23 protein-coding genes are annotated in these 26,109 nt (G+C 72.9%); 9 read left to right on the top strand and 14 right to left on the bottom strand.

Annotated features, from left to right (window positions below; translation table 11 throughout):
• Positions 1-20 precede the first annotated feature (20 nt).
• From AB0J86_RS19545 to AB0J86_RS19515, 7 genes are all read right to left on the bottom strand, one after another.
• Positions 21-2,213 (bottom strand): germacradienol/geosmin synthase, encoded by a 2,193-nt coding sequence (locus AB0J86_RS19545; protein ID WP_363858945.1) that lies wholly within the window; start codon positions 2,211-2,213, stop codon positions 21-23.
• A gap of 4 nt (positions 2,214-2,217) precedes the next feature.
• Positions 2,218-3,207 (bottom strand): polyprenyl synthetase family protein, encoded by a 990-nt coding sequence (locus AB0J86_RS19540; protein ID WP_363858943.1) that lies wholly within the window; start codon positions 3,205-3,207, stop codon positions 2,218-2,220.
• A gap of 3 nt (positions 3,208-3,210) precedes the next feature.
• Entirely contained in the window at positions 3,211-4,659 is a 1,449-nt protein-coding gene (locus AB0J86_RS19535) for a family 2B encapsulin nanocompartment shell protein (RefSeq protein ID WP_363858941.1), read from the bottom strand.
• Between the two features lie 347 nt (positions 4,660-5,006).
• Positions 5,007-6,260 (bottom strand): helix-turn-helix transcriptional regulator, encoded by a 1,254-nt coding sequence (locus AB0J86_RS19530; RefSeq protein WP_363858939.1) that lies wholly within the window; start codon positions 6,258-6,260, stop codon positions 5,007-5,009.
• A 50-nt stretch (positions 6,261-6,310) separates the two neighbouring features.
• Positions 6,311-7,078, bottom strand: coding sequence for a hypothetical protein (locus tag AB0J86_RS19525; protein ID WP_363858938.1), 768 nt, complete (start codon positions 7,076-7,078; stop codon positions 6,311-6,313).
• A 21-nt stretch (positions 7,079-7,099) separates the two neighbouring features.
• A complete protein-coding gene (locus AB0J86_RS19520; protein ID WP_363858936.1) occupies positions 7,100-8,035 on the bottom strand; it encodes a GEVED domain-containing protein in 936 nt (311 codons plus the stop codon).
• A gap of 148 nt (positions 8,036-8,183) precedes the next feature.
• Positions 8,184-8,783: a TetR/AcrR family transcriptional regulator gene (locus AB0J86_RS19515; RefSeq protein ID WP_363858934.1), complete on the bottom strand. Its 600-nt coding sequence runs from the start codon at positions 8,781-8,783 to the stop codon at positions 8,184-8,186.
• Between the two features lie 84 nt (positions 8,784-8,867).
• Here AB0J86_RS19515 and AB0J86_RS19510 point away from each other — a divergent pair, with 84 nt between their 5' ends.
• The 3 genes from AB0J86_RS19510 to AB0J86_RS19500 all read left to right on the top strand — a co-directional run bounded on the left by AB0J86_RS19510 (position 8,868) and on the right by AB0J86_RS19500 (position 12,065).
• Positions 8,868-10,124, top strand: coding sequence for a YbfB/YjiJ family MFS transporter (locus AB0J86_RS19510; protein WP_363858932.1), 1,257 nt, complete (start codon positions 8,868-8,870; stop codon positions 10,122-10,124).
• Positions 10,125-10,348: 224 nt separating this feature from the next.
• A complete protein-coding gene (locus AB0J86_RS19505; protein WP_363859041.1) occupies positions 10,349-11,176 on the top strand; it encodes a DUF72 domain-containing protein in 828 nt (275 codons plus the stop codon).
• A gap of 367 nt (positions 11,177-11,543) precedes the next feature.
• A complete protein-coding gene (locus AB0J86_RS19500; protein ID WP_363858930.1) occupies positions 11,544-12,065 on the top strand; it encodes a hypothetical protein in 522 nt (173 codons plus the stop codon).
• 213 nt (positions 12,066-12,278) lie between these two features.
• Here AB0J86_RS19500 and AB0J86_RS19495 read toward each other — a convergent pair whose 3' ends face one another.
• The 4 genes from AB0J86_RS19495 to AB0J86_RS19480 all read right to left on the bottom strand — a co-directional run bounded on the left by AB0J86_RS19495 (position 12,279) and on the right by AB0J86_RS19480 (position 16,036).
• Positions 12,279-12,821 carry an alpha/beta hydrolase gene (locus AB0J86_RS19495; protein WP_363858928.1) on the bottom strand — a complete coding sequence of 181 codons (543 nt, stop codon included), beginning with the start codon at positions 12,819-12,821 and terminating at the stop codon, positions 12,279-12,281.
• Between the two features lie 74 nt (positions 12,822-12,895).
• Complete coding sequence (locus AB0J86_RS19490) at positions 12,896-14,074, bottom strand: ferritin-like domain-containing protein (RefSeq protein WP_363858926.1); 1,179 nt, start codon at positions 14,072-14,074, stop codon at positions 12,896-12,898.
• A complete protein-coding gene (locus tag AB0J86_RS19485; RefSeq protein WP_363858924.1) occupies positions 14,052-14,909 on the bottom strand; it encodes a phosphate/phosphite/phosphonate ABC transporter substrate-binding protein in 858 nt (285 codons plus the stop codon). The genes AB0J86_RS19490 and AB0J86_RS19485 overlap by 23 nt, the downstream gene beginning before the upstream one ends.
• Positions 14,906-16,036, bottom strand: coding sequence for an acyl-CoA dehydrogenase family protein (locus AB0J86_RS19480; RefSeq protein ID WP_363858922.1), 1,131 nt, complete (start codon positions 16,034-16,036; stop codon positions 14,906-14,908). Before AB0J86_RS19480 ends, AB0J86_RS19485 begins: the two co-directional genes overlap by 4 nt.
• A gap of 268 nt (positions 16,037-16,304) precedes the next feature.
• Between AB0J86_RS19480 and AB0J86_RS19475 the strand changes: the two genes are divergently transcribed.
• The 4 genes from AB0J86_RS19475 to AB0J86_RS19460 all read left to right on the top strand — a co-directional run bounded on the left by AB0J86_RS19475 (position 16,305) and on the right by AB0J86_RS19460 (position 20,948).
• Positions 16,305-17,831: an alkaline phosphatase D family protein gene (locus AB0J86_RS19475; protein ID WP_363858920.1), complete on the top strand. Its 1,527-nt coding sequence runs from the start codon at positions 16,305-16,307 to the stop codon at positions 17,829-17,831.
• Between the two features lie 12 nt (positions 17,832-17,843).
• Positions 17,844-19,226, top strand: coding sequence for a hypothetical protein (locus AB0J86_RS19470; protein WP_363858918.1), 1,383 nt, complete (start codon positions 17,844-17,846; stop codon positions 19,224-19,226).
• 286 nt (positions 19,227-19,512) lie between these two features.
• A complete protein-coding gene (locus AB0J86_RS19465) occupies positions 19,513-19,716 on the top strand; it encodes a hypothetical protein (protein WP_363858916.1) in 204 nt (67 codons plus the stop codon).
• Between the two features lie 374 nt (positions 19,717-20,090).
• Complete coding sequence (locus AB0J86_RS19460; RefSeq protein ID WP_363858914.1) at positions 20,091-20,948, top strand: helix-turn-helix transcriptional regulator; 858 nt, start codon at positions 20,091-20,093, stop codon at positions 20,946-20,948.
• A gap of 219 nt (positions 20,949-21,167) precedes the next feature.
• Here the strand turns inward: AB0J86_RS19460 and AB0J86_RS19455 are convergent, their stop codons facing one another.
• On the bottom strand, positions 21,168-21,980 hold the full coding sequence (locus AB0J86_RS19455) for a peptidase (protein ID WP_363859040.1): 813 nt from the start codon (positions 21,978-21,980) through the stop codon (positions 21,168-21,170).
• Between the two features lie 2 nt (positions 21,981-21,982).
• The gene (locus AB0J86_RS19450) at positions 21,983-23,263 is read right to left on the bottom strand and encodes a VWA domain-containing protein (RefSeq protein WP_363858912.1); all 1,281 of its coding nucleotides are present in this window, start codon (positions 23,261-23,263) and stop codon (positions 21,983-21,985) included.
• A gap of 234 nt (positions 23,264-23,497) precedes the next feature.
• On the opposite strand from AB0J86_RS19450, the gene AB0J86_RS19445 reads away from it, so the two are divergent.
• A complete protein-coding gene (locus AB0J86_RS19445) occupies positions 23,498-24,229 on the top strand; it encodes a hypothetical protein (protein ID WP_363858910.1) in 732 nt (243 codons plus the stop codon).
• A 48-nt stretch (positions 24,230-24,277) separates the two neighbouring features.
• Here the strand turns inward: AB0J86_RS19445 and AB0J86_RS19440 are convergent, their stop codons facing one another.
• Complete coding sequence (locus AB0J86_RS19440) at positions 24,278-24,643, bottom strand: metalloregulator ArsR/SmtB family transcription factor (RefSeq protein WP_363858908.1); 366 nt, start codon at positions 24,641-24,643, stop codon at positions 24,278-24,280.
• A 110-nt stretch (positions 24,644-24,753) separates the two neighbouring features.
• Here AB0J86_RS19440 and AB0J86_RS19435 point away from each other — a divergent pair, with 110 nt between their 5' ends.
• Positions 24,754-25,998: an MFS transporter gene (locus AB0J86_RS19435; RefSeq protein ID WP_363858906.1), complete on the top strand. Its 1,245-nt coding sequence runs from the start codon at positions 24,754-24,756 to the stop codon at positions 25,996-25,998.
• The last annotated feature ends 111 nt before the right edge of the window (positions 25,999-26,109 follow it).

Genomic DNA, 26,109 nt, shown 5'->3' with positions numbered 1-26,109 from the left:
GACACGACGGCTGTCGCCGATCACCAACCGGTACCCGCACCGTCGAGACGGGGCAAGGAGTTCGGCCCGCGGAACGCCAGATGTCTGGCTGCCGAGGGCAGGAACGACGGCCGGTACCGGGCGGCGAGCCCGGCCGGCGTATACCGGGCGCACGAGCGGTGCCATTCCAGGATGCCGGAGAGCCAGTCCTTGAGCTGGTCGGCGTAGCGGGTCAGCGCGGCCTGGGTCGGCTCGTCCAGCTGGTGGTGCTCGAAGAACGCCGGCAACTCCTCCGCCATGAGGTGTTCGAGCTGCCGCATGCGTTCGTTCATCAGCTTGGCGGCGAGGTCACGAGCGGTGAGCCTGGCGCAGCGCAGGAAGCGCTCCAGGACGAAGACCAAGTTGTGGATCTCGTGCTCGTACTCGATTTCCTTCTGGTAGCTGAACAGGTCGTTGGCCAGGCACGCGTAGTCCTGGGCGGCGTTCGTGAGCTGCCGTATCACCCGCGTGTCGAACAGGTCCGGTGGCACCGGTGTGGCGAGCCGCAGCCGGGCCAAACTCGCCGTCAGGTCCGAACCGAACGTGGCGCGGCGCATCTCGACGTAGTCCACCGGGTCCGGGATGCGGCGGTGCATCTCGTTCGCCATCTCCCACAGCCACGCCGACGCCATGGTCTCCACGGTCGTGCGGAACTGTCCCCTGGCGTCTGCCGACATGTCGCCGGCGGTACGCCGCCACAGGTCGGCGAGGCCGGCCTCCAAGGGCGAGGTGGGTGGCGGCGGTGGCCCTTCCAGCGGCATGAACAGCGACAGTCGCGCGGTCGCCACCCTGGCGCCGGCGAGGTCGCCGGACCGCCCCCATTGGACGGGGTAGAGGTCGTCGCCGTAGGTACCCCAGGCGAGCCAGTCGGCGGCCACGTCGAGCTGCTCGGGCGTGGCATCCGCGGCGATCATCGCGGCGCAGTGGGCGAGGTCGAAGCCGGCGAACAGCTCCGCGTCCCACATCTTGCGGCCGGCGACCGGCTCGAACATCCCCATCGCCGCGGCCCACTCGGCGCCGTGGCGGCGGGCGGCCGTCAGGTGCGGGCTGACCCGGTACCGGAACGGCATGTGCAGCTCGGGCAGCGGCAGGTGCCCGACGTGCCGGTCGGCCAGCACGTGGTCGTGCGCGGCGAGGCGCTGCCCGAGCCCGGACGAGGCGAGCGAGTACGGCACGGCCACCCCCGGGATGAGGACCGGCCGCTCCGTCGTCTTCGTGTACCGGCTGGACCTGGCGTGCCATTCGTGGCCGCCGGCCTGCCAGTCCTGGAGCGCCTGCGCGTACCGGGACACGGCGATCTGCTCGTGCGGCGGCGTACCGCGCTCGGCGAAGAGCAGCGGGACCTCGGCGAGGGCGGTGTGCTCGAACTGCTGCAGCCGGGACGTGAGCAGCTCGCCGACCAGGTCCGCGGCGCGCTGCGGCGGTACGCCGAGGAACCGCTCGAACACCAGCACGGCGTTCGCGTTCTCCCCCTCGCGGGTCACCTCACGCTCGTACGAGAAGAGGTCGTTGCGCAGGTGCACGGCGTCGGCGAACGTGTCGCGTAGCACGCGCAGCGGTCGGGTCGCCGCGAGCGGCGCCGGGACCTCGGCGGCGATCGCCACCTCGACGAGGTTCGCCGACCAGGGTGCCCCACCGACGCGTCGGCGCATCTCGATGTACTCGATCGGGTTCGCGACCCGGTGCCGGGAGATGTTGTCCAGTTCCCACAGTGACTCGACCATCAGGTTGTGGGTGCTGGTGACGAACCGCTGCCGCCAGTCGTCGGACATCGCCGGCACCGTACGTGCCCACAGGTCGGCGAGTCCGGCCTCGGCCGGGTTTTCCGGTGACCGCGTCGGCTGTCCCATGAACTCCCTCAGCCGTGCCAGGTGGCGACGGCCGCCCTCGATGTCCCGTCCCTGTTTGAACAGTTCGAGGAAGTGGTCGTCGAAGAAGAACACCCAGACGTACCAGTCGGTGATCAGGTCGAGGGTCGGCGCGTCGCAGTCCGGGTGCGTGTACGCGCACATCAGCGCGTAGTCGTGCGCGGCGAGGTCGGCCTCGTCCCAGACCAGGTTGCCGGAGGGCGCGCGGCAGTCCAGCATGCCCGTCTGCCGGGCCCAGGCGGTGGAGTGCTCGCGGGCGTGCTGCTCGTGCGGGTTCCGCCGGGCCGGGTGCGGCAGGTAGAAGTCCGGGAGCGTGAACGCGGGCATCGGCTCACCACTCCCGTCGTACCGCGAGCCGGGCGAGCGCCGCGAGGTCCGCCGCCGCCGCGGGCTCGAAGTGGGAGATGCCGGCCAACGCGCTCTCCACCAGCGCGTCGGCCTGCTCCAGCGCGTACGTTCGGCCGCCCGCCGCCGCCACGAGGTCGGCCGCCTGGCGCAGTTCGTCCTCGTCGAGCTCGCGCTCCCGTCGGTACAGCGCGGCGAACCGCCCACCCTCCGGCGTGGCGGCGTTCAGTGCCGCGACGACCGGCAGGGATTTCTTGCGGCTGCGCAGGTCGGAGTGGACCGGCTTGCCGGTGGTCGCCGGGTCCCCCCAGATGCCGAGCAGGTCGTCGACGAACTGGAACGCGAGCCCGAGCTGGCGCCCGTACGCGGCCAGCCGTTCCACGTCCGCCGCCCGGCCGCCGGCGGCCAGGCCACCCATGGCGCATGCGGCGCCGAACAGCGCGCCGGTCTTGGCGAGCGCCATCTCCCGCGCTTCGGCGACCGACACGAATGCCCGCCGCGCCAGGCCGAGATCGGCCGCCTGCCCCTTGAGCAGCTCCTGGGTCGCCGCGGTGAGTACCCGGACGGCGGCGACCTGGGGGGCGAGCAGGTCCAGCGCGAGGGTGAGCAGCGCGTTGCCGGCGAGCAGCGCGGGGTCGGTGCCGAACACGGTCCACGCGGTCGGTCGGTGCCGGCGCGTGACGTCCTTGTCCATCACGTCGTCGTGCAGCAGGGAGAAGTTGTGCACGAGCTCGACGGCGACCGCCGCCGGCAGGGCCGTCTCCGGGTCGGCGCCGACGGCCCGCGCCGCGGCCAGCGCGAGCGCCGGCCGCAGCGCCTTGCCACGGTACGCACCGGTCGGTCGACCCGCGGCATCGAGCCACCCGAAGTGGTAGCCGACGACCGGCCGCATCGCCGCCGGCAGCGTGGCGACGGCCGCCTGCAGCGCGGGAGTCACCAGCGCCCCCGCGTCCGTCCTCCGATCGGTGTCCGCCACGGGTCAGCTCCCGGCCGGCTGCTGCTGCTGGAGGTCGCCGTAGTGGCCGACCTCGACATCCTCCAGCACGCCGAGCGCGTCCGGAACCAGTACTGCCGCCGAGAAGTACGCGGTCACCAGGTAGTTCATCACCGCCTTCTCGTCGATGCTCATGAACCGCACGGACAGGCTCGGCTGGTACTCGTCCGGCAGCCCGGTCTGGTGCAGCCCGATGACGCCCTGGTCCTCCAGCCCGGTCCGCATCGCGATGATCGACGTGGTGAGCGTCGGGCTGACCGGGATCTTGTTGCACGGCAGGATCGGCACCCCCCGCCAGGCCGGTACGGTGTGCCCGCCCAGGTCGGCGCTGGACGGGTAGAGGCCGCGCCGGCTGCACTCCCGTCCGAACGCGGCGATGGCCTTCGGGTGCGCCAGGATGAACCGGGTGCTGCGCCGGCGGGACAGCAGCTCGTCCAGGTCGTCCGGGGTCGGTGGTCCGGTGCGCGTGTGGATGCGCTGTCGCAGGTCCGCGTTGTGCAACAGGCCGAACTCGCGGTTGTTCACCATCTCGTGCTCCTGCCGCTCGCGCAGCGCCTCGACGGTCAACCGGAGTTGCTGTTCGAGCTGGTTCATCGGGTGGTTGTAGAGGTCGGCGACCCGGGTGTGTACCCGTAGCACGGTCTGCACGACGGAGAGCTCGTACTCGCGCGGCGCGGCGTCGTAGTCGACGAACGTGGTGGGCAGCCGGGGCTCACCGGTGTGCCCGGCGGCCAGTTCGATCGCCGCCTCGCCGAGCCGGTTCTGCGGTTTCCCGGTGGCCTCCACGAAGGCGTCGAGGTGCGCGCGCAGCGCCGGCGACCGGTCGACGAGTTCCCGGAACGCGCCGATCGGCAGCTCCAGGACGATGCACTGGGTCGAGGCCCGCGCGCTGACGTCCCAGGTCGCGTCGGTGTTGGTGAGTGCCGCGTCGCCGAGGTAGTCGCCGTCGGCGAGCACGCCCAGCACGGACTGGCCACCGTACTGCCCGGCGCCGAGCTTGGTGACCTTCCCGTGCGCGATGGCGAGCACGCGGTCCGTGGGGTCGCCGGCCTGCACGATGGTGTCGCCGGCCGCGTACTCGCGCTGCACGAACCGGTCGGCGAGCGCGCCGAGCACCTCCTCGTCGGCGAAGCCGCGCAGCGCCGGCAGCTCGCCCAGTTCGCCGGCGACGAGGTGCACCTCCGCGCCGGTGTTGGTGAAGGAGAGCCGCCCGTCGCCGACCACGTAGGAGAGCCGCCGGTTCACCCGGTACGTACCGCCGGTCACCTCGACCCACGGCAGCACCTTGAGCAGCCAGCGGGACGTGATTTCCTGCATCTGGGGGGCGGACTTGGTAGTGGTCGCGAGGGTACGCGCGCCCGCGGTACTCAGGCTGCTCTGTCCGCCGTCGTTCTGCTCGTTGTCCCAGGATCTGTCCGGTTCGGTTACCGACACGTGACACCGCCGTTCTGGGCCGAAGGAGATCTGCGAGCGAATCGTGCGCAGCCGAATAAACGGAGGTCAATTTATTAGCGATTATCTGCCAATGTATTCATGAATCACGTTATTCATCGATACCATCCGGTCTGACGCACCGCAGCAATACGGTCGATATCACCCGCAAGACCCGGCGCCGCCCCGACCGCCCGCATGGCGGGCGAACCCAACGACGTTTGTCAATCACACGGAAGTGTGACCACGGGTTCGGAGTCGAATTCGGGACCGCGCCGGTGCCGCCGACGGCGGATGCGTGACGCTCGGTGTGGGTACGCCCCGCCATCCCGGCGACATTCCGGGCGGCGTCAGGCGAGGCCGGCACGGGCAGCGAGCGCCCATGCGTCGACGCGCACCAGCGCGTCGTCGCGCGAGAGCAGGTCGGTGATGGCCTGCCGGGCCACCCGGTTGACCCGCAACTCCTCGGCGCAGGCCTGCTCGGCCTTGCCGAGGGCGAGCAGGGTTGCCGCCGCGTTCCGGGCGCGGGCGTGCACCCCCGCGAGCGTCAGGTAGCCGCGGCTGCGCCGGGCCCGTGCGGGCACGCTCTCGGGGTCGATGCGGTCGGCCAACTGCAGCGCGTCCGGCAGGTGGCCGAGTCGTAGCGCCACGCGGACCGCCTGCACGGCCACGTCCTGGGCGCCGAACGGGTGCCGTGGGTCGTCGGGGAGCCCCTCCCGGGCGTACGCGGCGGCGCCGCTCAGCCAGCGTCGGGCGGCGTCCGCGGCGTGCCCGGCGCTCGCGACGCGCGCGGCGGCCAGGTGCAGCCGGCCGACCACGGCCGGGCGGGCCGCGCAGGCGCAGTCGTCCGCGGTGGCCAGTGCCGTTCCGCACGCCGCTTCGGCACTGCTCAGTGCGCCGAGGTGGGCGAGGCTGTCCGCGTACGCGCCGATGGCGGCGGCGGCCGTGCACGCGCAGGCACCGCGGCGCGCGGCGGCCATCGCGTGCTGCGCGGCCGCCAACGCCAGGGTCCCGTCACCGGCGCGACCCGCGAGCTGGCACGCGAGCCGGTACGCGTCGGCCGCCGCCTCCCCGGTCGCCGCGCTGACCGCCCGGAGGACGGCCGGCAGTCGGCCGAGGGTACGGGTGTAGGGCTCCGCCGAGCTCTGCCACCCGGCCCACAACCAGGTCACTTCCTCGTCGACGCGGTCCGGCGCGCCGGCCGGCGGATCGGTCGGTAGATCGGCCGGTGAATCGGCGGCCGGCGGATCGAGCGGCGGGTCGGTCCGGCCGGATGCGGCCGCCGGCGGCCCGGCGCGCCGGAGCAGCGTGGCGGGAAGGGTGAACACCGCGTCGCGCAGTGCCGTCATGTCCAGCGGCGCCCGGGGCAGGGTGACCGGGCGGCCCACGGCGCCGTTGACGAACGCCGGCACGTCGGCCACCTGCAGCACGGTGGCGAGCCGGAGCAGGACGGAAAGTCGGTCCACCATCCGGTCGCCGCGCTCGACCTGGCGGATCCACTCGGCGCTGCGGCCGACCAGTTCGCCGAGCGCCCGCCGGGACAGGCCCCGACGCTGCCTCGCGAGCGCGATCCGCCGGCCGAAGGGGAGGTCCGGAAGGCTCATTGACGCGAGGCTATCCAGCTATCCGGTATCCGTATCGCGCACTGACGGATTTACGACGGTCCGGCGAAGGTCGCGAGCATGGCCGTGAACGGCTCGGGTCCGACGGACAGCGCCCGGCTGAACGGAAATTCCAGCTGGTAGATGATGAACAGGGACAGCGCCGTCATGGCCGCGACGGTCGCCATCATCAGACCGTTCGGGAACGTCCGCTCCAGCCCGAACAGGTAGAGAAACCCGATGCCCACCGCGCCGCCGAGGCCGAGCGCCGGCCACAGCAGCGGAAGCATCCCGTCGGCGGCGGCCGCGATCCGGGTACGCCGCGAGTCGGCGGCGCTCTCCAGCCGGTCGCGTAGGTTCTGGGCGGCCTCGTCCTGCCGCCCGCCCTCCGTCGGAATCGCGACCGCGGCGGCGCGCAGCTCGGTGAACAGGGCCTCGGTGGCCGGATCGCCCGTCCGGTCGGCCCGCAGCCGGGGCCATTCCCGCCGCACGACCGACTCGCCGTACGCCACGATGAGCGACCGGACCTTGGCGGCGCTCGTCGGATCGAGCTGACCGGCCCACCAGTACGCCTCCGACAGGTCGCTGGCCTCCTGACGGGTGGACTGGCTCGCGTCGGCGTGCGGTTCCCAGACGGCGATCGCCCCGATCGCGATGAAGATGGCGTACACCATGCCGACGGTCGCGTACATGGCGCTCGCCGCGGCCGAGTCCGCGATCAGCCAGCGCTCGGGCACGTACCGGGACACGAGCAGGAAGCCAGCCGTGCTCAGGACGGCCGCGACCGCCATTACGACAAGACCGGCCAACAGGGTCGACATGCTCTCCTCCGGGGGTGGTGGTCAGTGCCTTCGACGGGCCGCGCGTCCGACGGCGTGCGCCGCGCCCGCCGCGGCCGGTACCACGATCAGGAGCGCGATGGACCAGGTCAGCGGCAATCCCCCGCGACGTGGACGCGCGGGCTCGGCGTGTGTGGCCGGCCTCGCCGGCGCGCTTGACGCTCGACTCGGTTGGCTCGGCGCGGGCGCGGGCGCGGACGTCGACGGGTCGGATCGCGTCGGCGACGGGGTCGGTCCGGCCGGGTTCGTCGACGTCCGGGCCGACCTCGCCGGCGCGGGCCTCGGCGCCGCCTTCGTCGGCGTGGGCACCGGGGCCGCGCTCGGGGGCGGCGGGGCCGGCGTCGTCGGAGCAGCCACGAACGTGACCCGGTAATCCTCGACCTCGCCGCCGACGGCGGCGCCGACCGGCACCGGATGGAGCGGCAGGCCGTGGTACAGGCGCAGCCGCAGCTGACCCGCGCGCGTCCCGGTACCGGCCGGCATTTTCCAGCGCAGCGTCGCCCGCGTCGCGCCGACCGGCACCCGGACCACCGCCCGTTCTCTCGCGCCGAAGCCGTCACCGGACGTGTCCAGCCACCCCGCCAGCAGCGCCGTCGCCCGGGTGTTGTTGCGGACCGTCACGGTTACCCGAGGCGTGCCGGCGGTGAGGCGTACCGGCGTGACCAGGCCGTCGTCGGCGTCCCCGTCGTCGGGCCGGCCGTCCGGGTCCGCCGTGACGGTGGTGCCGAGGGTCAGGGCGCCGGACCTGGCGGCGACCAGGTGGCGCGGTCCGCCCTGCGCCCGCAGGGTCCGGTACCGCAGGGGCGCGTCGCCGTAGTCCCACCCGTGGGTGTGGCCGAGCGTCGCCCCGGCGGCCGGGGACGGCCACGCGGGCAGGAGTACCGCCGCGAACAGCAGCGGGACCGAGAGAAACGTGACGGAGCCGGTACGCCGCGTCATGGGGGCCGATCGTAGGCGTGCTCACGGGGCACGCCGCCCAGCTTCCGTGGTGCCAACAAGAGTTGCGACGCTCAGCCTGAGAGCGAGTTCCGGCGGTCAGCCCTGCGGGAGAGCGACGGCGGTCAGCCTTGGGCGAGAGTGGGGGCGGTCAGCCTTGGGCGCGGGTCCGGGTGGCGACCGACAGCAGCGCGAGGGCGGCGTCCCGCGCGTGTTCGCCCGCCCGGACCGGGTCCTGGTGGTCGGCGACGACGGTCGCTCCTTCGAGGAGGATGAGGAGTTGCCGCCCCAGCAGCGCCGGATCGGCGGCCCCGGCCCGGCTGGCGATGCCGGTCAGCAGGTCGAGGTAGCGCTCCAGGTGGCGCTTGGTGAGGGCACGTACGGCCGCCACGTGGTGCTGCGTCGCGGCGTTCACCATCGCGCAGCCGCGGAAGTCCGGCTCGTCGTACCACTGCTGGAGTGCCGCGAAGACCGCGGTGAGCTGGTCGCGCGGATCGTCGCCGGCGTTCGCGGCGGCCTCGGCCAGCCAGCGGGTCGTCCGCTCGCTGCGGGCCTCCAGGACCGCCTCGACGAGCCCGTCCTTGGTGTCGAAGTGCCGGTAGAGCGTCTCCTTCGAGATGCCGATGCGGGTGCAGAGCTCCGCGACGCCGATGCCGTCGAGCCCGCGCTCGTACAGCACCCGGGTGGCCGCTTGGAGGATGGTGGCGCGGGTGCGGTCCGGGTCGATCGTGGAGCCCTTGGGTACCGGCATACCCCAGATCGTACCGATCGGTTCGCCCCACTGCTAACATCTCAAAGATCGTACCGATCGGTTCGACGTTGAAGGGTGGGCCCGATGACGCAGCTCGCACCGGCCACGGCACGCGGGACGGTGTGGCGGGCGGCCCGGCTCGCGCTCGGTACCGCCTCGGCGCTCGGCCTCGCGCGTTTCGCCTACGGGTTGGTGCTTCCGGCGATGGGCGACGACCTGCACTGGTCCCTGGCCGAGGCCGGGGCGATGAGCACCGCCAACGGGCTGGGCTACCTTCTCGGCGCGCTCGTGACGGCCGCGGTCGTCCGCCGCTGGGGTACGACGGCCGCCTTCCGTACGGGAATGGCCGTCACCGCCGTGTCGTTGGCCGCCACCGCCGCGAGCGCGGACTACGCCGTACTGCTGCTCTGCCGGGCCCTGGCCGGGGTGGCGGGCGCCGTGGTCTTCGTCACCGGCGGCGTGATCGCCTCGCGTCTCGCCGCGCGCGCCGCCTCGGCCGTTCCCGTCAGCGTCTACTTCGCGGGCGCCGGGCTGGGCATCGTCGTGAGCGGGGTGGCCATCCCAGTGTTGGGCACGCACTGGCGCCTGGCCTGGGTGGGATTGGCGGTCGCGGGCGCGATGGCGACGGCGGGAAGCTGGACCGCGGCGGGAACGAACGAGGATCCGCAGCCCGCGCCGGGAGCGAGCGAGAGTACGCGGGCCGCGGTGGGGACGAGCGAGGATCCGCAGGCCACGGCCGGGGCCGTCGAGGGCAGGCGGGTTGCGGCGGCGGGCCGGGCGCGGGTACGCCCGCTCTGGCGGCCCGCGCTGGCCTACCTGCTCTTCGCCACCGGGTACATCACCTACATCACGTTCCTCTCGGCGTATCTCGCTGACCGGCGGGCCCCGCTCTGGCAGGTCGTGCTCACCTGGACCGTGCTGGGCCTGGCGGTCGTGGCGGCGCCGGCGGTCTGGGGTCGCCCCGCCGCGTCGTGGCCCGGCACCCGGCTCCTGGCGACCCTGCTCGCCGTCCTGGCCGGCGGGGCGGCGCTGGCGCTGGTGGCACCCGCGCCACCGGTCATTCTCGCCTCCGCGCTCGTCTACGGGGCGACGTTCATGGGCGTCCCGGCCGCCATCACCGCCCTCATCAAGAGCGTCGTCCCATCCGAACGATGGACGACCACGCTGGCGACCTTCACCACCGTCTTCGCCGCCGGGCAGACCGCCGGGCCATGGATCTCCGGCGCCGTCGCGGACCGTACCTCGACCGCGGCCACCCTGGCCTGGACCGCGATCCTCTGCGCCGCGGCGGCCGTGGTCGTCATCCCGGCGGGCCGGCGCGAGCCGTCGCCCGCCGGCTGACCAGCCAGCCCGGGACCTGCTGAGAATCCTGCTGGAGGTGGCGGCCCGCTGAGTGACCGGAGGCCCGGCCGGCGGTGAAGGCGAGGGCGCGCCGCCGTCCGGTCGCCGCACCGCCCCACCCGTATACCGTGGGCTGGCGCGGCCGACCGGGTGAGGTATCCGGGCGATCCGCACCGGGTACGGCGGGAGGGATCGGAGCCATGCGGCTGCACGTGGGATGCGCGATGTGGACCCACAAGGCATGGCAGGGGCGCATCCTCGCGCATCCGCTCGCCGCCCACGAGCGGCTACGCCACTACGCGAGTTGGTGCAACGCAGTCGAGGGGAACACGACGTTCTACGCGACGCCGAGCCGGGAGACCGTGGCGTCCTGGGCGGAGCAGACCGACCCGGACTTCCGGCTCGTGGTGAAGTTGCCGAAGCCCGTCACGCACGAGCGCCGCCTCACCGACGCCGACGAGCCGCTGCGGGTCTTCCTCGACGCGATCGAGCCGCTCGGTCCGCGGGCGCACGCCCTCTGGATCCAGCTGCCGGGATCGTTCACGCCCGCCGACGTTCCCACGCTCGCCCACTTCCTGCGCCAGCTCCCCGCGTCCCACCGGTACGCCGTGGAGGTCCGCCATCGCGCGTTCTTCGACGACCCGCGCGCGGCGCGCGTTCTCGAAGAGGTGCTCTCCGCCGCGGACGCCGAGTGGATCCCCTTCGACACCACGGCCTTCTTCCAGACCCCGCCGACCAGCGACGCCGAGCGCGACGCGTGGACGAAGAAGCCGCGCATGCCGCTGCGCACCGTCGCGCTGACCGACCGGCCCATCGTCCGGTACCTCGGTCGGGACGACACCGAGCGGACCGTCGAGGGCTGGCAACGCTGGATCGGCATCGTCGCGGCTTGGCTGCGTGAGGGCCGCTCGCCGACCGTCTTCGTCCACACGCCGGACAACGCCGAGGCTCCCGTGCTCGCCCGGCGCTTCCACGACGAGGTACGGGCCCGGGTACCCGAACTGGAGGCGCTGCCCGAGCCGATCCCGGTCGAGCCGCTGACCCTCTTCTGACCGATCGACGCCGCATCTGGCTGTGCTGAAGAGATCGAGGGCCGCGGGCGACAGCCATCTGCCTGAGAGCGCTGCTTGCCTGAACATCGGGCCACAGGCACCGCACCCCGCCCCAAGCTACGCCCGCTCGATCTTCCGCCTACGGTGATGGCCTTGAGCCTGAGCCCGCAGAAGCGAGGACGATTTGCCCACAGACTCACAGCCGAGCCACGAAGCCGCGTTCACGGCGTGGCGGGACTCGCTGCAGAAGCTGACTGCCACAGAAGACTCCGCCAAGCTTTGGCGGCGCAGCCGGTACCGGTTCGCCCACCAACTGGGCGCGGCACTGGTGGACGCGACAGGTGGACAACCTGCACTCCGCGGACCAGTGCTGTATGGCGTCTGGCTGCGCTGGGGTCTGCTCTATGTCGGCCAGACGATGGAAGCCGAACGCCGGCTTCGCGACCTTCCGATCGGCGAGAGCCACCACCTCGCGACTACGTTCCCGCCCGAGATCTGGCACCGCGTCGTGGTTGTCGCCTGGCCACGGCTACCCGAAGCCCAACTACTCGCCGCGGATGCCACGCCCGAGCTTGTTGGCCTAGCGCTCGAACATACCCTCCAGCTTCGACTGAATCCCTTGGCCAACTCGGAGAAGAGGACACCGGACGGCAATTGGCGAGCGGTTGTCTGGGAGGCGAGGAGATCTCGGGGCGCCCGGTACGCGAGCCAGCTTGGCGGACTCGTCGAGGCAGTGCACCAGGTCTGGGACGAAGCGGCCTCTCAAGCGTTGACAGCCAACACCGCTTCCGCCGTGCACCGGGTTGTCTTCCCCGAAACGCTCGTCCTCGCCCCTCCGGCAGTGGCGGATCCATCGCCGCCGCACCTCTCGCATCTCACGCACCGGTGAGTGCTTCACCGGGCCCAGAGGGAATCGAGGTCCGCCGCGACGCTCTTCTGGAGCACCGAGTCTCGAACGCGCTGCTCCTTGAGGCATCCCTTTCAAACCAGCAGGCCGTCAGCCGGTGAGCCGCACTCCTGACGAGTCCGGTGGTGATGATGTCGACAACCGGTGGAGGCAGCGAGGCCGTCGATGTCGGCCGGACAACACGAAAACCCCCACTCAGTCCTCGGACAGCTCGCGGACCAGGCGCTCGCCCTCGGGCCAGGGGCCGTACCCGCTGGCCGAGTCGAGATGCCCGACGTCGCCCGCGTCGTACAGCTCGGCGCCCCAGTCCTCGGCGTACCGCCGGAACTGCGCGAAGGTGGCGTACGGGTCGGTGCGGCTGGCGACCAGGATCGAGCGGAACGGCAGCGGGTCGCGCGGTACCTCGCCGATGAAGACGTCGTCCGCCTCGCCGGGACCGGGTTTCCACTCGGGGTCGATATGCGGCGGCGTGACCAGCAGTGCGGCGCGGACCGGTCCGGCGTACCGGCTGGCCCATAGCGCGACGGTGAGGCAGCCCGCGCTGTGCGCGATCAGGATGGCGGGCTCGTCGGCGACGCTCACCGCCGCCTCCAGCGCGGCGACGCGGTCGTCCGCGACGTACGGCGGTCCGGGTGGCTCGGGCGCCCAACGGTGGTGCGGGTACGCCTCGACCCAGCGCCGTGACCAGTGTCCCGGGAGGGGCCGCCCGCGCCCCGGCACGAGCAGGTACCGCGTCATGGCGTGATCGTATGGTCTGCCGCGCCTAGGCCGCCGCCGGACCGGAACTCGACAGCAAACCCGGCGCGGGGGACTCACATGAAGTTGCGGGTGTGCAGGGCCGACAGGGCGGCGGCCTCGTCGTCGGGGAAGCCGATGTACTCCAGCCGCCGGCGCCGGCCCGCGTCCATCGTCTCCTGCAGGCGCAGCACCTCCCGCCAGCCCCGGGCGATCGCCGCCGGTTCCCAGGAGCCGGCGGCCAGGATCACCAGCGCGTCGAAGACCTGCTTGTTCAGCCCGGCGGTGTCGACCAGCGCCGCGTGCCGCCGCTCCACGGCGGTACGCAGCCGGCCCAGGAAGGTGGGGTCGGCGCGTACCACGTGTGCGGTGTGGGCGACCCCGAACGCGACGTGGCGGGCCTCGTCGCGGGCGGCCAGCCGGGTCACGTCGGCGGTCACGGCGTCCGGCGCATGCTGGTGCAGGAAGTGCAGCAGGTCCAGGAAGCTCCCCTCGCCGAGCACGGAGAGCAGGAACGAGGCGAGGGTGAAGTCCGGCTCGTCCAGCAGCGTCTGCAGGGACGCCCGGCCGCCGGCACCGGAGAGGCCGAGTACGTCCCGGTGCAGCAGCGCCCGGCGGGTGAAGATCTCGACGTGCCGCGCCTCGTCCGCGGCCTGCGCCGCGAGCAGCTGCATCACCTCGCGGAAGTGCGGGTGCAGCCGGGACAGGAGCCGGGCCGGGATCATCAGCGCGGCCTGCTCGTTCTCCACCAGGTAGGTCATCACCTGCACGACGGCGTCCTCGACGTCCTCGGGCACCGTCCCGGCCGCCGACCACCGTACGGCGGTGGCCGGGTCCCACTGGTTCGCCGTCGCCTGGGCGTAGAGCCGGGGCGCGACGTCGGCCCAGACCAGGTCGCGGTCGACCCAGTCCACGGCGAGCGCCGGGCCGCCCGGCTCGACGAGCGCGCCCCGGGCGGCCAGCCCCCAGTGCGGGTCGGCGCGCGCGGCGACGTCGCCGGCGGTCCGCCCGGCCCGCTGCGCCCCCTGCCAGCGCTCCAGGTCCGCCCGGCCCCGGACCACGGTCGGCGGGTCGGCGGTCAGGTCGAACCGGTGCCCCTCGGCCCGGCACCAGGCCGTTAGGTGTACGGCGAGCGCGGGGTGCCGGCCCCGCACCACCAGCCGGTCGCCGGGGGCGAGACCGGCGAGCGCCCGCTCGACCAGGATCTGCCCGCCGGCGTCGAGGCCGAGGTCCTCAAGGTCGATAGTCGCCGGCATGGATCGTCCCGTCGGGGTGGTAGAAACCCGTCTCGGTCACCGCCCGGTCGAGCGCGGCGTACCGGTCCGTCCGGCCGGGCAGCCACTCCTTGAGCCCTTCCAGGTCGAGCAGCGGCCGGGTACGGGCGTCGCCGTACGACATGCTCAGCAGCAGCTTGCCGAATTCGTCCACCCGTTCCGGGTCGGCGTGCGGTCCGGCGGTCATGTTGCAGTGGTCGTACGGCTCGGTCTGGGCGAGCACCCGCACCGACCCGGCCGGCAGGACCCCCTCCCGGCCGAAGAGCAGCAGGTTCCCGTCGATCAGGCAGGCCGCGTCGACCCGGCCGGCGACCAGTTCCTTCGCGGCCTCCCGCTCGCCGCCGATGTGGTCGCCGTGCAGGCCGACCCCGACGTCGAAGCGGCGCACCTCGACGTCGGCGCCCGGGTCGAGGCCGGCCTGCCGCAGCAGCGCCAGCGGCAGCAGGGTCGCCTGGGGCGAGTCGACGGCGCCGGTGGCGACCGTACGGCCGCGCAGCTCGGCGAGGTCGCGCACCGGCGAGTCGGCCCGTACCACGACCACCGAGGTGAGGTCCTGGTCGGTGTCGCGCATCGCGATGGCGCGTACGGTCAGGTCGCGGGCCCGGGCCAGCCGCTCGGCGCGGATCCAGGCCAGCGGCGAGTTCCAGGCCACGTCGATCCGGCCGGCGAGCAGGTCCTCGACCTGCCGCTCGTAGTGGGAGTAGAGCAGGTAGTCGAACTCCAGCCCACGGTCGCGGAACCAGGAGCGGAAACCGTCCCAGATGGTCACCACCTTCGGGTCGTACGCGACCGCGCCGAGCAGCAGCCGGGCGCTCACGCGTCGGCCCCGTCCAGCAGGGGCAGGCCGCAGAGCGCCCGGCCCACGAAGTCCAGCAGCGCGGTGGTGGTGGGCGCCATCACCCGGGCGGCCCGGGAGTCGCGGAACCGCCGTTCGATCCCGAGTTCCTTGCGGAACGCGGCCCCGCCGCACGCCGTCATGGCCAGGTCGGCCACCTCGGCGGCGCTGCCGTCGGCCGCGGCCTTGACCTCCAGTACCAGCAGCTGCGCGTCCTCGCGCCCCTGCTCCAGCGCGGTGAGCGCCGTGTCGACCAGCGCGGCCGTGCGGTCGGTCTCGATCCGCATCCGGGCCAGCGTGGCGCGCGCCTCCGGCTGCTGCGCCAGCGACCGGTCCAGGTGTCGCAGCCGGGTACGGCTCAGGTGCGCGGTCGTCTCGCGCGTCACCGCCTCCATCAGGCCGACGCTGGCGGCGGCGTTGAGCAGCAGGAACCAGGGCAGCACCGCGCCGAGGGCGAGATCGAGGCCCGCGCCGTCCGGGCCGAGCAGGGCCGTGGCGGGCACCCGCAGCCCGTCAGCGGTGACCGGCCGGGAGTCGTTGCCACGCAGGCCCAGGCCGTCGAACTCCGCGCCGACGGTCAGCCCGGGGCCGCCGGGCCGGACCAGCCAGAGCGACATCGGACCCGGCGCCGACAGGGGCCGGCTGGACCAGACGTAGCTGTCGGCCTGGCCGGCCGAGGTGACCCAGCTCTTGTGCGCGTCGAGGCGTACCTCGTCGCCCTCGGCCGTGGCGGTGCCGAGCGGCGCCCAGAAGTGGCTGCGCGACCCGGCCTCGGAGAAGGCCAGCGTGCTCAGGTGCCGACCGGTGGCGATCTCGCGCAGCACGTCGGCCCGGTCGGCGACGGCCAGCGCGGCCACCGCGCTGTAGTGCATCGTCACCACCATCGCGGTCGACCCGCAGGCCGTCGAGATCCGCCGGACCACGTCGGCGGCGGCGCGTGGTCCCTGGCCGGTGCCGCCGTGGGCGGCCGGTACGGTGAGCGCGAGCAGACCCTCGTCGGCCAGCGCGTCGACGGCCTTGCGCGGGAAGCCGCCGGTCCGGTCGACCTCGGCGGCCCCGGGCGCGACGATCTCTTCGATGATGCGGGTCAACGGTTCCTGATCTGCCATGGTTCCTTCCCTCGTCCTGGAGCGGCCCGGATCCGGGCGGCGCGGCGCGGGTGGGCCGGCGGGGTGTCGCCGCCGGTGGTACGGAGATCGATGACTCTGGCTGAGGTAAGTCCAGCCTAAGCGTGGCCGGCGGGAAGACGGAAGAAAAGATCGACATTAGTCCACGTACGCACCGGCGCCTGGAACTTCTCTACGCGACAGCCCACTGTCACCGGAGGTTTCTCGCGGACGCGTACGGCGTTCATCGACGGCGCTCAGGGTACTGGCCATGAAGAGGCTGACCCGTCGAATCTTCGTCCTCGGTGGACTCGCCACCGCGGGCGTGGCGATTTCCCCCTGGCAGAGCGCCCGAGCCGCGGCGCCGTACCCGTTCAAACTCGGTGTGGCGTCCGGTGATCCGGCGCCCGACAGCGTCGTGCTCTGGACCCGGCTGGCGCCCTCGCCGCTCAACGCCGACGGGCAGGGCGGAATGGCCGCCGCCGACGTGACCGTCGAGTGGCAGGTCTCCACCACCGACCGGTTCACCTCGCTGGTGGCGTCCGGAACGGTCACCGCCCGGTACGCCGACGCCCACTCCGTGCACGTGGTGGCGGGCGGGCTCTCCCCCGACGCCGACTACTACTACCGGTTCCGGGCGCAGGACCACATCTCACCGGTCGGGCGTACTCGGACCGCCCCGGCGACCGGTACGTTCGGCCGCGACCTGGTGATGGCCTTCGCCTCCTGCGCGCACTTCGAGTCCGGCTACTACACCGCCTACCGGCGGATGGCCGAGGACAACCCCGGCCTGGTCCTGCACCTGGGCGACTACATCTACGAGGGCGGCGCGGGCAGCGGCGGCGTACGCCAGCACCTCGGCTCCGAGATCGTCACGCTGGCCGACTACCGCCGCCGGTACGCGCAGTACAAGTCGGACCCGGACCTGCAGGCGGCGCACGCGGCGGCGCCGTGGCTCGTGGTACCGGACGACCACGAGGTGGAGAACAACTACGCGAACATGGTCCGGGCCGACAGCAGCCCGGCGCTGACGGCGGCGCAGTGGACCGCGCGGCGCACCGCGGCGTACCGGGCCTACTACGAGAACATGCCGTTGCGGCCCAGCTCCGCGCCGAGCGGCAACAGCATCCCGCTCTACCGCCGGATCCGCTGGGGACAGCTGGCCACGTTCCACCTGCTCGACACCCGGCAGTTCCGCGACGACCAGGCCTGCGGCGACGGGTGGAAGGTCTGCGCGGACGCGGACCTGACCAGCCGCTCGCTCACCGGCGCCGCCCAGGAGGCGTGGCTGCTCGACGGGCTGGCGCAGCACTACGGCACCTGGGACGTCCTGGGGCAGCAGGTCTTCTTCGCCCGCCAGTACGACGCGAGCGGCGCCGCGAGCATGGACGCCTGGGACGGGTACCGCGCCTCCCGGGCCCGGATCCAGCAGGGGTGGCGGGACCGCCAGGTCCGCAACCCGCTCGTGCTCACCGGCGACGTGCACCGGGCCTGGGCCAACAACCTGAAGGCCGACTACGCCAACCCGAACTCGGCGACCATCGGTACGGAGCTGGTCTGCACCTCGATCACCTCCGGTGGCAACGGCTCGGCGAGCACCACGATCCCGAACGGCGCGACCAACCCGCACCTGAGGTTCTCCTCCGACCGGCGCGGCTACGTCCGTACCACGATCTCCCGTACCCAGGTCCGCGCGGACTTCCGGGCGTTGGCCAGCGTGACCGAGCACGACGCGCCGGTCACCACGGCGGGCTCGTTCGTCATCCTCGACGGCCAGCCCGGCCTGCAGGCCGGATAGGAGGGGCCACAGATGTCAGTCATCACCTCGTTGCTGGTCGCGTCGGCGCTCGCGGTACCCGGCTCGGCCGCGCCGGTCAGGCCCGCTGCGGCACCCGGGACGGCTCCGCTGGCCGCACCCGCCGTGGCACCCGGGGCGGCTCCGCTGGCCGCACCCGCCGTGGCACCCGGACCTGGCGCGGTCTCCGCCGCCGCCGTGACCTGGGCGCCGGCCAACAGCGTCGCTACCGGCGACCAGGACGTCCCGGCCATCGCGGCGAACCGCACCGGACAGGTCGCGGTGGTCTGGGAGGACGACCGCGACAGCACCGCTCCCGAGGACGACACGCACAGCGAGATCTACCTGCGGCTCTTCACCAACGGTACGAGCGGCTACGAGGTCAGGCTCTCCGGCGGCGGTACCAGCGGCGTGGCCTGGCGGCACGTCACGCCGGACGTGGGGCTGGACGACCGGGGCAACGCCGTGGTCGTCTGGGCCGCGGACGCCGACGGCAACGGGTACTACAACATCCAGTACCGGGTGGTCTCCCCCGCCGGGGCGGTGCTCGCCTCGGGTCAGGCCAACGCCGACGACGCCGGCCAGCAGGTCTGGCCGAGGGTGGCGGTCGATCCGGACGGCGCGCCGGGCAGCGCGGCGGTGAGCTTCTCCGTGGTGTGGGAGGACATCCAGGGCACCGGTCCGGCCACGGTCCGGGCCGCGGGCTTCACCGGTCCGACGACCAAGGCGTACGAGGTGGCGGCCAGCCAGTCGACGGGGGCCCACCACCGGCCGGACGTGGCCGTGTCGGCCTCCGGCGACGCGCTCGTCGTCTGGGACGAGGACGCCGACGCGAACGGGTACTACAACATCGGCCTGACCCGGCTCGCCAAGGCCAACGGGGCGGTGAACCTGTCCCGCCGGACCGCCAACTCGCTCGGCGACGGCCAGCAGCGGCACGCCGCCGTCGCCGCCAATTTCACCGGCGACTTCGGCGTGGCCTGGGAGTCCGACCACACCGGCACGCCCGGCGTCTGGACCCGTTCGTTCACCTCCGCCGGCGTGGCCCGGCACACCGAGGTGGAGACCTCCTCGGGCGCGGGAGCCGCCGCGCCGACGGTCGGCATCGACGACCAGGACAACGTGGTGGTCGGGTGGACGGTCCAGGCCGCCACCGCCGACGTCTGGGTACGCGGGCTCAACCCGGACGGTACGGGCACGGGCCGGCTGCCGGGCGCGGCGTTCAGCCAGACGACCGCCGGACGGCAGGAGCAGGTGGCGGTGGCCTCGTCGCCCTGGGGCGAGGTGAGCGTCTGCTACACCGACGACAACGACGGCAACCTCTTCGACCAGGTGATCCTCGGCCTCGGGGCGGTGAACTCGAACTGGAGCGGGATCGGGTCGGCCGGCCGGATGTGACGCCGGGCCGGTGGTGGGGAGCGCGTCCCGGCGGGGCGCCCGGAGGCTTCGGGCGCCCCGCCGTCCACGCCGGACCGCGCTCCGGCCGTACGGTCGCCCGTGCGCATGGATCATGCATTAGGCGCCAACCATGTGGACTCTCGGGCGATTTACCCCAAATTTAAGGGAAGTTTATGCCGTGTCGTGGTTCCCGATACGTGCTCTTGGCCCCACCTAGTCGCATAATGCAACGCAGGTCGCCAGGCATTGGGCCAAAAGCGACATACTAGATATGAGAGGTGAAGGCGTGAAGCTCACCTTTATTCGCAAGACCGTGCTGTCGCAGGTCAACAACTGCCCTTCGCTGTACCGCACCGACCGGGACACGTTCATCGTGCAGGGCTGGCGCGTCTCCGACCCTGAGGCCCTGGCCCAGCTCGACATCCCGGCGCACGAGACGGCGGTCGAGGTTCCCTCCGACGTACTGGCCGAGATCGCCAAGACGCTGTAGCCGGCTTCCGATCGGCTCACGGTTCAGGGGTACGTCCCACCGGTCATCCGCGTACCAGCGCACTGGCCACCGGCCGGCGACCCGGCGTCGCGACGACGTCGCGGACGGACGAGAGGCCATCGTCGCTTCCTGACCGGTGAGCCGGTGGCCATCGAGGGACAACCCTGGTCGCACCGGGTCCACACCCCGACCCGGGACGACCGACGGATGCGGCGGGTCCGGCTCATCGGCGACCCGCCTCTCCGTCCCGGAGACACCCACCCCATTCGGCGAAAACGACTCGCTAGCGCGCGCCCAATCGGCCGCGATGCACCACTGGCCGCCATTCGGGCGGTACGGTGACGCCTACCCTCCGCGTAGCCTAGGAGCAGGCGATGTCGACCAACCAAGGCCACCACAGAGGGGCGCTTGGGGCCAAGTTGCGGGAACTGCGCGCGCGCGAGGGGATGTCCGGGGTGGCGCTCGCCGCGCAGCTGGGGTGGGTCCAGTCCAAGGTGTCGCGGATCGAGACCGGACGGCAGCTTCCGACGGAGGAGGACGTCCACGCCTGGGCGGTCGCCACGAACGCCGGACCGGCGATCGTCGACACGCTGCTCGGGCAGCTGCGCCTCTCGCGTACCGAGCATCTCGCCTGGCGCCGCGGCGCGACGGACGCGGGCCAGGCCGGTACCCAGCGCTCCATGCTGGACCTCGCGGCCGAGGCGACCCTGGTCAAGAACTTCGAGGTCGGCATCGTCCCCGGGCTGCTACAGACCCCCGACTACGCGCGGGTACGGCTGGCCGAGAACGTCGAGTTCCACGGCGCGCCCGGCGACGACCTGGAGGACGCCCTGCTGCTGCGCATCCAGCGGCAACAGGTGCTGTACGACCGCAACAAGCAGTTCCACTTCATCGTCACCGAGTCGGTGCTGCGCGCGCTGCTCTGCCCGGTCGAGGTGATGCGCGGTCAACTCGACCGGCTCAGCGCCCTGATCGGCATGACCAACGTCCGGTTCGGCGTCATCCCGATCGGCGCGTACCTGCCGCTCGCGCCGCTGCACGGCTTCGTCATGTTCGACGACGCGATCACCGTCGAGACCTGGGCCGAGGAGGAGACGCTGCAGACCGCCGCCGACGCGGAACGGTTCAGCCGGATCTTCGAGCAGCTCGACCGGGTGGCCCGGTACGGCGACGAGGCCCGCGAGCTGATCGCCGAGGCGATCAGGCAGCTCCGCTCCCCGGCCGAGAGGTAGGGAGGAACCGGGCGCGCGCGAGTTCACGCGGGGCGCCCACGGCACGGTCACGCGAGTTCGGGGATGTAGTGGGCCTTCGCCGCACCGGCACGCCCCTACATCCCCGCAACAGCACGATCTCGACACCCGTCGGCGCGCCCCGGGCCGTCGCGACATTCGGTCGGCGACGGCCCGGGGCGGATCTCCTGACGAGGCCCGGACCGGCGGGACGGGTGCCGGTCAGCCCACGGAGCGGTGCCGGGGACGCCGGGTCAGCGCGAAGCCGACGACCCCACCGACCGCGGCGAGAATGCCGCCGACGCTGGTCCAGATCCACCGGCTGGAGAAGCCGTCGAACCAGCCGTCGAACCAGCCGCCGTCCTCCTCGCCGGACTGCTCCGCGGTGGCCGTGGCGGCGTCCGCCGCGAGCACCTTGCCCGGCTTCGCGGCCGGTACGAGCGGCGCCTTCAGGTCCCCGTCCTCGGGCGCCGAGCCGCTGTTGCCGTCGCTGCCGATCAGCATCTCCACCTCGGTCGGCAGGCCCCGGTCCTCCTCGGGCAGGGTGGTGACCGAGAGCCGGACGTAGTACGTGCCGGGCAGCGGGTCGCCGGACCACGGCTCGGCCCACGGGCGTACCCGGCGCAGGGTGCAGCCGAGCGTGACGCTGGCGGCGTCGGGGGCGGCCATCGGCGTCTGGGCCCCGGCGGTGCACGCCTGCCGGCGGCGCAGCCCGTCGAAGACCTCCACCGCCCAGACGGAGCCGCCGTGCCGGCTCTTCGCCGGTGGCAGGGTCACCGTGATCGACACGTCGTTGACCTGCCCGGCGGTGGCGTTGAAGGACCAGTACAGGTAGTCGCCGGTCGAGGCGGAGACCCGTACCGGCTGTCCCGGGTTGACGACGGTGGCGGTCAGGAAGGAGGTGCCGGCGGTGGTGACCGTGGTGGCCCCCGGCGACGGGGTCGCGTTGTCGGCGGCGGCGACGCCGGCCGGGAGCAGCGCGGCGCCGAACGCCGCGGCCCCGAGCGCGGCGGCGCGGATGACGTGGTTGCGCATGGTCAGTTCGTCCTCCAGACGGCGACCCACCAGCGGGTCAGCCAACCGACGATCAGCCCGGTGAGCAGCCCGGCGACGGCGAGCACCGCGAGCAGCGCCCAGCCCCGGCCGAGTCCGGGGGCGTTCGGCGCGGGCGAGGCGTCGACCACGTCGATGGTCAGCTCGACCGGCATGCCGGGGCCGCCGGTGGCGGCGGCCGGGGCGAAGGAGTTGCTGACCACCAGGCAGACGGTGGTGACGGCGTCCGCCCCGGCCGGCTCGGTCTCCTCCGGCGTCGGCTCGTCGTCGGGGTCCCCCGCCGACCAGCGCAGGCCGGTGGAGACGACGTCGATGGTGCCGCTGCCGGCGTCGGTACCGCGGACGAGTTCCCGGCCGTCGGTGGCGGTGGCCCGCAGCAGTACGCCGTAGTCGCGGCGCAGCGGCCGGTCGAGCGCGACGCTCACCGAGGCGCGCAGCTCCTGGTTCGAGCGGACCGGGATCCGGTACCAGCGGTGCTCGGAGAACTGCTCGCGGTCGGTGTAGACGCCGGGCGAGAGCAGCGGGGCATTGTTGCACTCACCGGAGCCGGTGACGATCGCCGGTGCCTGGGTGTACGTGTCCTTGGCCCGGTCGACCAGCTGCTTGATCCGGTTGGTCAGCTGCTCCGGGCTCTGGGCCGAGGTGTAGGTACCGCCGGTGGCGCCGGCGATGCAGAGCAGCTGCCGCCGTACCTTCTCGTCCGGGGCCAGGCCGAGGGTGTCGACCACCAGGTGGGTGCCCTGGGCCGCCAGCTCGCGGGCCACCTCGCAGGGGTCGGGGGGCGCGCAGGTGTCCTCGCCGTCGCTGATCAGGACGATCCGGCGGGTCGTCTCGCCGGTACCGAGATCCTGCGCGGCGCCGCGCAGCGCGAGCCCGATCGGCGTGAAGCCGGTGGGGCGAAGGGTCGCGATGGCGCCCTTGGCCTGCTGCTTGTCGACCGGCCCGACCGGCACGATCTGCTGCGAGTCCTTGCAGCCGATGGCCTTGTTGTCGCCGGGGTAGGTGGCGCCCAGCACCCGGATGCCGAGCTGCGTCCCCTCGGGGAGCGCGTCCACCACGTCGTTGAACGCCTGCTGGGCGACGGAGATGCGGCTGCGCCCGCCGATGTCGTTGGCGCGCATCGAACCGCTCACGTCGAGCACCAGCTCCACTTTGGGCGGTTCGCTCGGGGTGGTCTCGTCGGCGCCGGCCGGCGGGGCGCCTAGGGGCGACAGGGCGGCCATGAGTCCCAAGAGGACCGCAGCGGGCCGTCGTATGTTGATCACACGGGGATATTAGTGATGCCGGATCGCCGCGATGCCGGCGCGGCCCCGGCTCCGGAGCGTGCCGGTCGACTGTGGACGCGGGGCCACCGTCCCGGCCACTGTCCCGGACGCCGTCCCGGACGCCCGATCGGGACGGCGCGGATCCGGTCGGTACTTTCCCGGACGGCCGGAGCCGTTGAGCCCCTGGTGAGACAGCGGTTGGCTCGATCCATGAGATCGAGAGGAGTCACCACGATGGACCGACCGCAACGCCGTCCCCTGGCCCTGTTCGTGGCGCTGGCCGGAATCCTCGCCCTGCTCGGCGCGGGCGCCGTCGCCGCACAGGCGGCACGGAAGTCGCCGCCCCGTACCGTCAGGACCAGCGTGGGCTTCGACCAGGTGTACTGGCAGCGGGTGCCCGGCCTGGCCGGCAACACGTGCGTGAAGACCGAGCTGAGGGGCAGGATCGAGTACGAGTACTCCTGGCGGCTCGGGCCGATGCCGCACCCGGGCCGGCCGCAGAAGACCCGGCCGGCGCTGAACAAGCTGGCGGTCGTCGCGCCCCAGGTGGTCGTCTCGGCGTGGACCACCTGCTCCGCGTCGGGCCGCAGGCCGCTGAGGGTCAGCGGCGTGGCGTTCGAGCAGCGCTGGCTGAACGCCGACGGCTGCGGCCTCAACGGGCTCTCGCTGGGCGTGGCCTATCCGCCCTTCGCCGTCCAGGCCGGTACGACGATCAGCTGCGGTGAGACCAGCTACATCGGCCGCAAGAGCAGCTTCTCCAAGGACGACAACGACTACCAGGAGTCCAACAGCAACGTGCGGATCAACATCGCGAACAGCGGACTGAAGTGGACGGAGAACTCCAGGGGGATCTGGGGGTGCGCCCGGGCGGAGGTCGGCGGCCGGGTGGTCAAGTCGAACCGGAACGACACCTTCGGACACGTCTTCTACCCGTGCGTCCACCTACCGGCGGAACGGGTCGCCTGAGGCCGGTCCCCGAGGGCGTAGCCACCGTCGGCCACGCCCTCGGCCCGGTCAACGGGCGAGGTCGGGGTCGGGCTCGGCCGGGGTGGCGGCGCGCTCCGGTTCCGGTCCGAGTACGGCGGCGAGCAGGCCCGGGAACCGGGCCTCCAGGTCCTCGCGGCGCAGGCTCACGTAGCGCTGCCGGCCGTGCGGCACGTTCCGGATGACGCCCGCCTCGCGCAGCGTCTTGAGGTGGTGCGAGCGGGTGGACTTCGGGATCTCCCCGCCGACCGCCTGACAGGAGACCTCCGTGAGGGGGCCCTCCGCGAGTTGGCGGACGATCGCCAGCCGGGGTGGATCGCTCAGCGCGAAGAGCACGTCGGTCAGGACGAGCTCCTCGACCTCGGGATGCGGCAGGTCACGCGACGATCCGGGCATGGTTCGAGAATAGTTGAACAGTTGGCGGAATGCGAGGTAGCCTCCACACCGTTCGAGAATCATGGAACATTCGCGAACGGCGGCGCGCCGCTGCTGGAGGAGCTACCGAGATGACCCAGGCCCGTGACGTCACCCCAACCCGCCCCAGAACGGGAGTCATGTCCCACTCGGGCGGTTTCTGGCTGCTCGGCGCGGCACTGCTGATCCTGATGTCCGCCGCCGGCGCCCCCACCCCCCTCTACGTCGTGTACCAGCAGCGCTGGGGCTTCTCCGCCACCGTGCTGACCTCGGTCTTCGCGATCTACGCGCTCGCCCTGCTGGTGGCCCTCGTCACCGTGGGCGCCCTCTCCGACCATCTCGGCCGGCGCCCCGTACTGGCCGCGGCGCTGGTGGCCGAGGCGGCGAGCATGCTCGTCTTCCTCGACGCCCACGGCGTCGGCTGGCTGCTCGCCGCCCGTACCGTGCAGGGCCTGGCCACCGGCGCGGCGGCCGGGGCGATCAGCGCCGCCCTGGTGGACCTGCAACCGCCCGCGCGTCCCCGTCGGGGCGCGCTCGTGAACAGCATCGCCCCCGCCGTCGGTCTGGCCGTCGGGGCACTCGGCTCCGGCCTGCTGCTCCAGTACGCCTCCGCCCCCACCACGCTGGTCTTCGGCGGGCTCGCCGTCGCCTTCGTCCTGCTGGCGCTCGCGGTCGCGCTGCTGCCGGAGACCGTGTCCCGCCGCCCCGGCGCGCTCGCGTCGCTGCGGCCCCGCATCGCGGTACCGGCGCACGCCCGTCCGCACTTCCTCAGCGCCACCCCGCCCCTGGTCGCCACCTGGGCGATCGGCGGGCTCTACCTCTCGCTCGGCCCGTCGCTGACCGCGAGCAGCCTGCACGTCGGCAGTCACCTGGTCGGCGGGCTGGTGGTGACCACCCTGATGGGCTTCGGCGCGGCGGCGGCCCTGTTCGCCCGCGACCGGGCACCCCGCCGGGTGATGGTGGTCGGCTCGGTCCTGCTCGCGGCCGGTACGGCGGTGAGCCTGCTCGCCCTCGGCCTCGGGTCGGCGCCGCTCTTCTTCGCCGGTACGGCGGTGGCGGGCGTCGGCTTCGGCGCGGCGTTCCTCGGCGCGTTCCGGTCCCTCGCGGCGCTACCCGCTCCGGGCGAGCGGGCCGAACTCTTCGCCTCGATCTACGTGGTCAGCTACCTGGCCTTCAGCGTGCCGGCGGTGGCGGCCGGAATGATCGTGCCCCGGCTGGGCCTGGGTGAGACCGCCACCGGCTACGGGCTGGTCGTCATCGTGCTCGGCCTGCTCGCGGCGCTGCCCCGGTTCGCCCGCGTCGGTCAACGGGTGGCACCGGGCGGCGCGGCGGACTGACCGACCGCCGGGCGCCGAAGTGGTCCGGCCGCGCGCAGCGCGCGGTGCGGGCCCCTGCCGGCGATCCGGCCGCGAGCGGTGACGCGGCGGGAACGGCGATCCGGTGGGAGC

It is taken from the genome of Micromonospora sp. NPDC049559, from assembly GCF_040676675.1.
Taxonomy (GTDB): domain Bacteria; phylum Actinomycetota; class Actinomycetes; order Mycobacteriales; family Micromonosporaceae; genus JBFAPK01.
Note: the sequence above shows the minus strand (reverse complement) of the source record. Positions and strands in the feature narration are given on the sequence as shown.

Excerpts from the sequence above, each read along its gene's own strand:
- AB0J86_RS19545 (WP_363858945.1), bottom strand. The coding sequence starts at position 2,213 with ATGCCCGCGTTCACGCTCCCGGACTTCTACCTGCCGCACCCGGCCCGG.
- AB0J86_RS19530 (WP_363858939.1), bottom strand. The coding sequence starts at position 6,260 with ATGAGCCTTCCGGACCTCCCCTTCGGCCGGCGGATCGCGCTCGCGAGG.
- AB0J86_RS19525 (WP_363858938.1), bottom strand. The coding sequence starts at position 7,078 with ATGTCGACCCTGTTGGCCGGTCTTGTCGTAATGGCGGTCGCGGCCGTC.
- AB0J86_RS19520 (WP_363858936.1), bottom strand. The coding sequence starts at position 8,035 with ATGACGCGGCGTACCGGCTCCGTCACGTTTCTCTCGGTCCCGCTGCTG.
- AB0J86_RS19515 (WP_363858934.1), bottom strand. The coding sequence starts at position 8,783 with ATGCCGGTACCCAAGGGCTCCACGATCGACCCGGACCGCACCCGCGCC.
- AB0J86_RS19510 (WP_363858932.1), top strand. The coding sequence starts at position 8,868 with ATGACGCAGCTCGCACCGGCCACGGCACGCGGGACGGTGTGGCGGGCG.
- AB0J86_RS19505 (WP_363859041.1), top strand. The coding sequence starts at position 10,349 with ATGTGGACCCACAAGGCATGGCAGGGGCGCATCCTCGCGCATCCGCTC.
- AB0J86_RS19495 (WP_363858928.1), bottom strand. The coding sequence starts at position 12,821 with ATGACGCGGTACCTGCTCGTGCCGGGGCGCGGGCGGCCCCTCCCGGGA.
- AB0J86_RS19490 (WP_363858926.1), bottom strand. The coding sequence starts at position 14,074 with ATGCCGGCGACTATCGACCTTGAGGACCTCGGCCTCGACGCCGGCGGG.
- AB0J86_RS19480 (WP_363858922.1), bottom strand. The coding sequence starts at position 16,036 with ATGGCAGATCAGGAACCGTTGACCCGCATCATCGAAGAGATCGTCGCG.
- AB0J86_RS19475 (WP_363858920.1), top strand. The coding sequence starts at position 16,305 with ATGAAGAGGCTGACCCGTCGAATCTTCGTCCTCGGTGGACTCGCCACC.
- AB0J86_RS19470 (WP_363858918.1), top strand. The coding sequence starts at position 17,844 with ATGTCAGTCATCACCTCGTTGCTGGTCGCGTCGGCGCTCGCGGTACCC.
- AB0J86_RS19460 (WP_363858914.1), top strand. The coding sequence starts at position 20,091 with ATGTCGACCAACCAAGGCCACCACAGAGGGGCGCTTGGGGCCAAGTTG.
- AB0J86_RS19455 (WP_363859040.1), bottom strand. The coding sequence starts at position 21,980 with ATGCGCAACCACGTCATCCGCGCCGCCGCGCTCGGGGCCGCGGCGTTC.
- AB0J86_RS19445 (WP_363858910.1), top strand. The coding sequence starts at position 23,498 with ATGGACCGACCGCAACGCCGTCCCCTGGCCCTGTTCGTGGCGCTGGCC.
- AB0J86_RS19440 (WP_363858908.1), bottom strand. The coding sequence starts at position 24,643 with ATGCCCGGATCGTCGCGTGACCTGCCGCATCCCGAGGTCGAGGAGCTC.
- AB0J86_RS19435 (WP_363858906.1), top strand. The coding sequence starts at position 24,754 with ATGACCCAGGCCCGTGACGTCACCCCAACCCGCCCCAGAACGGGAGTC.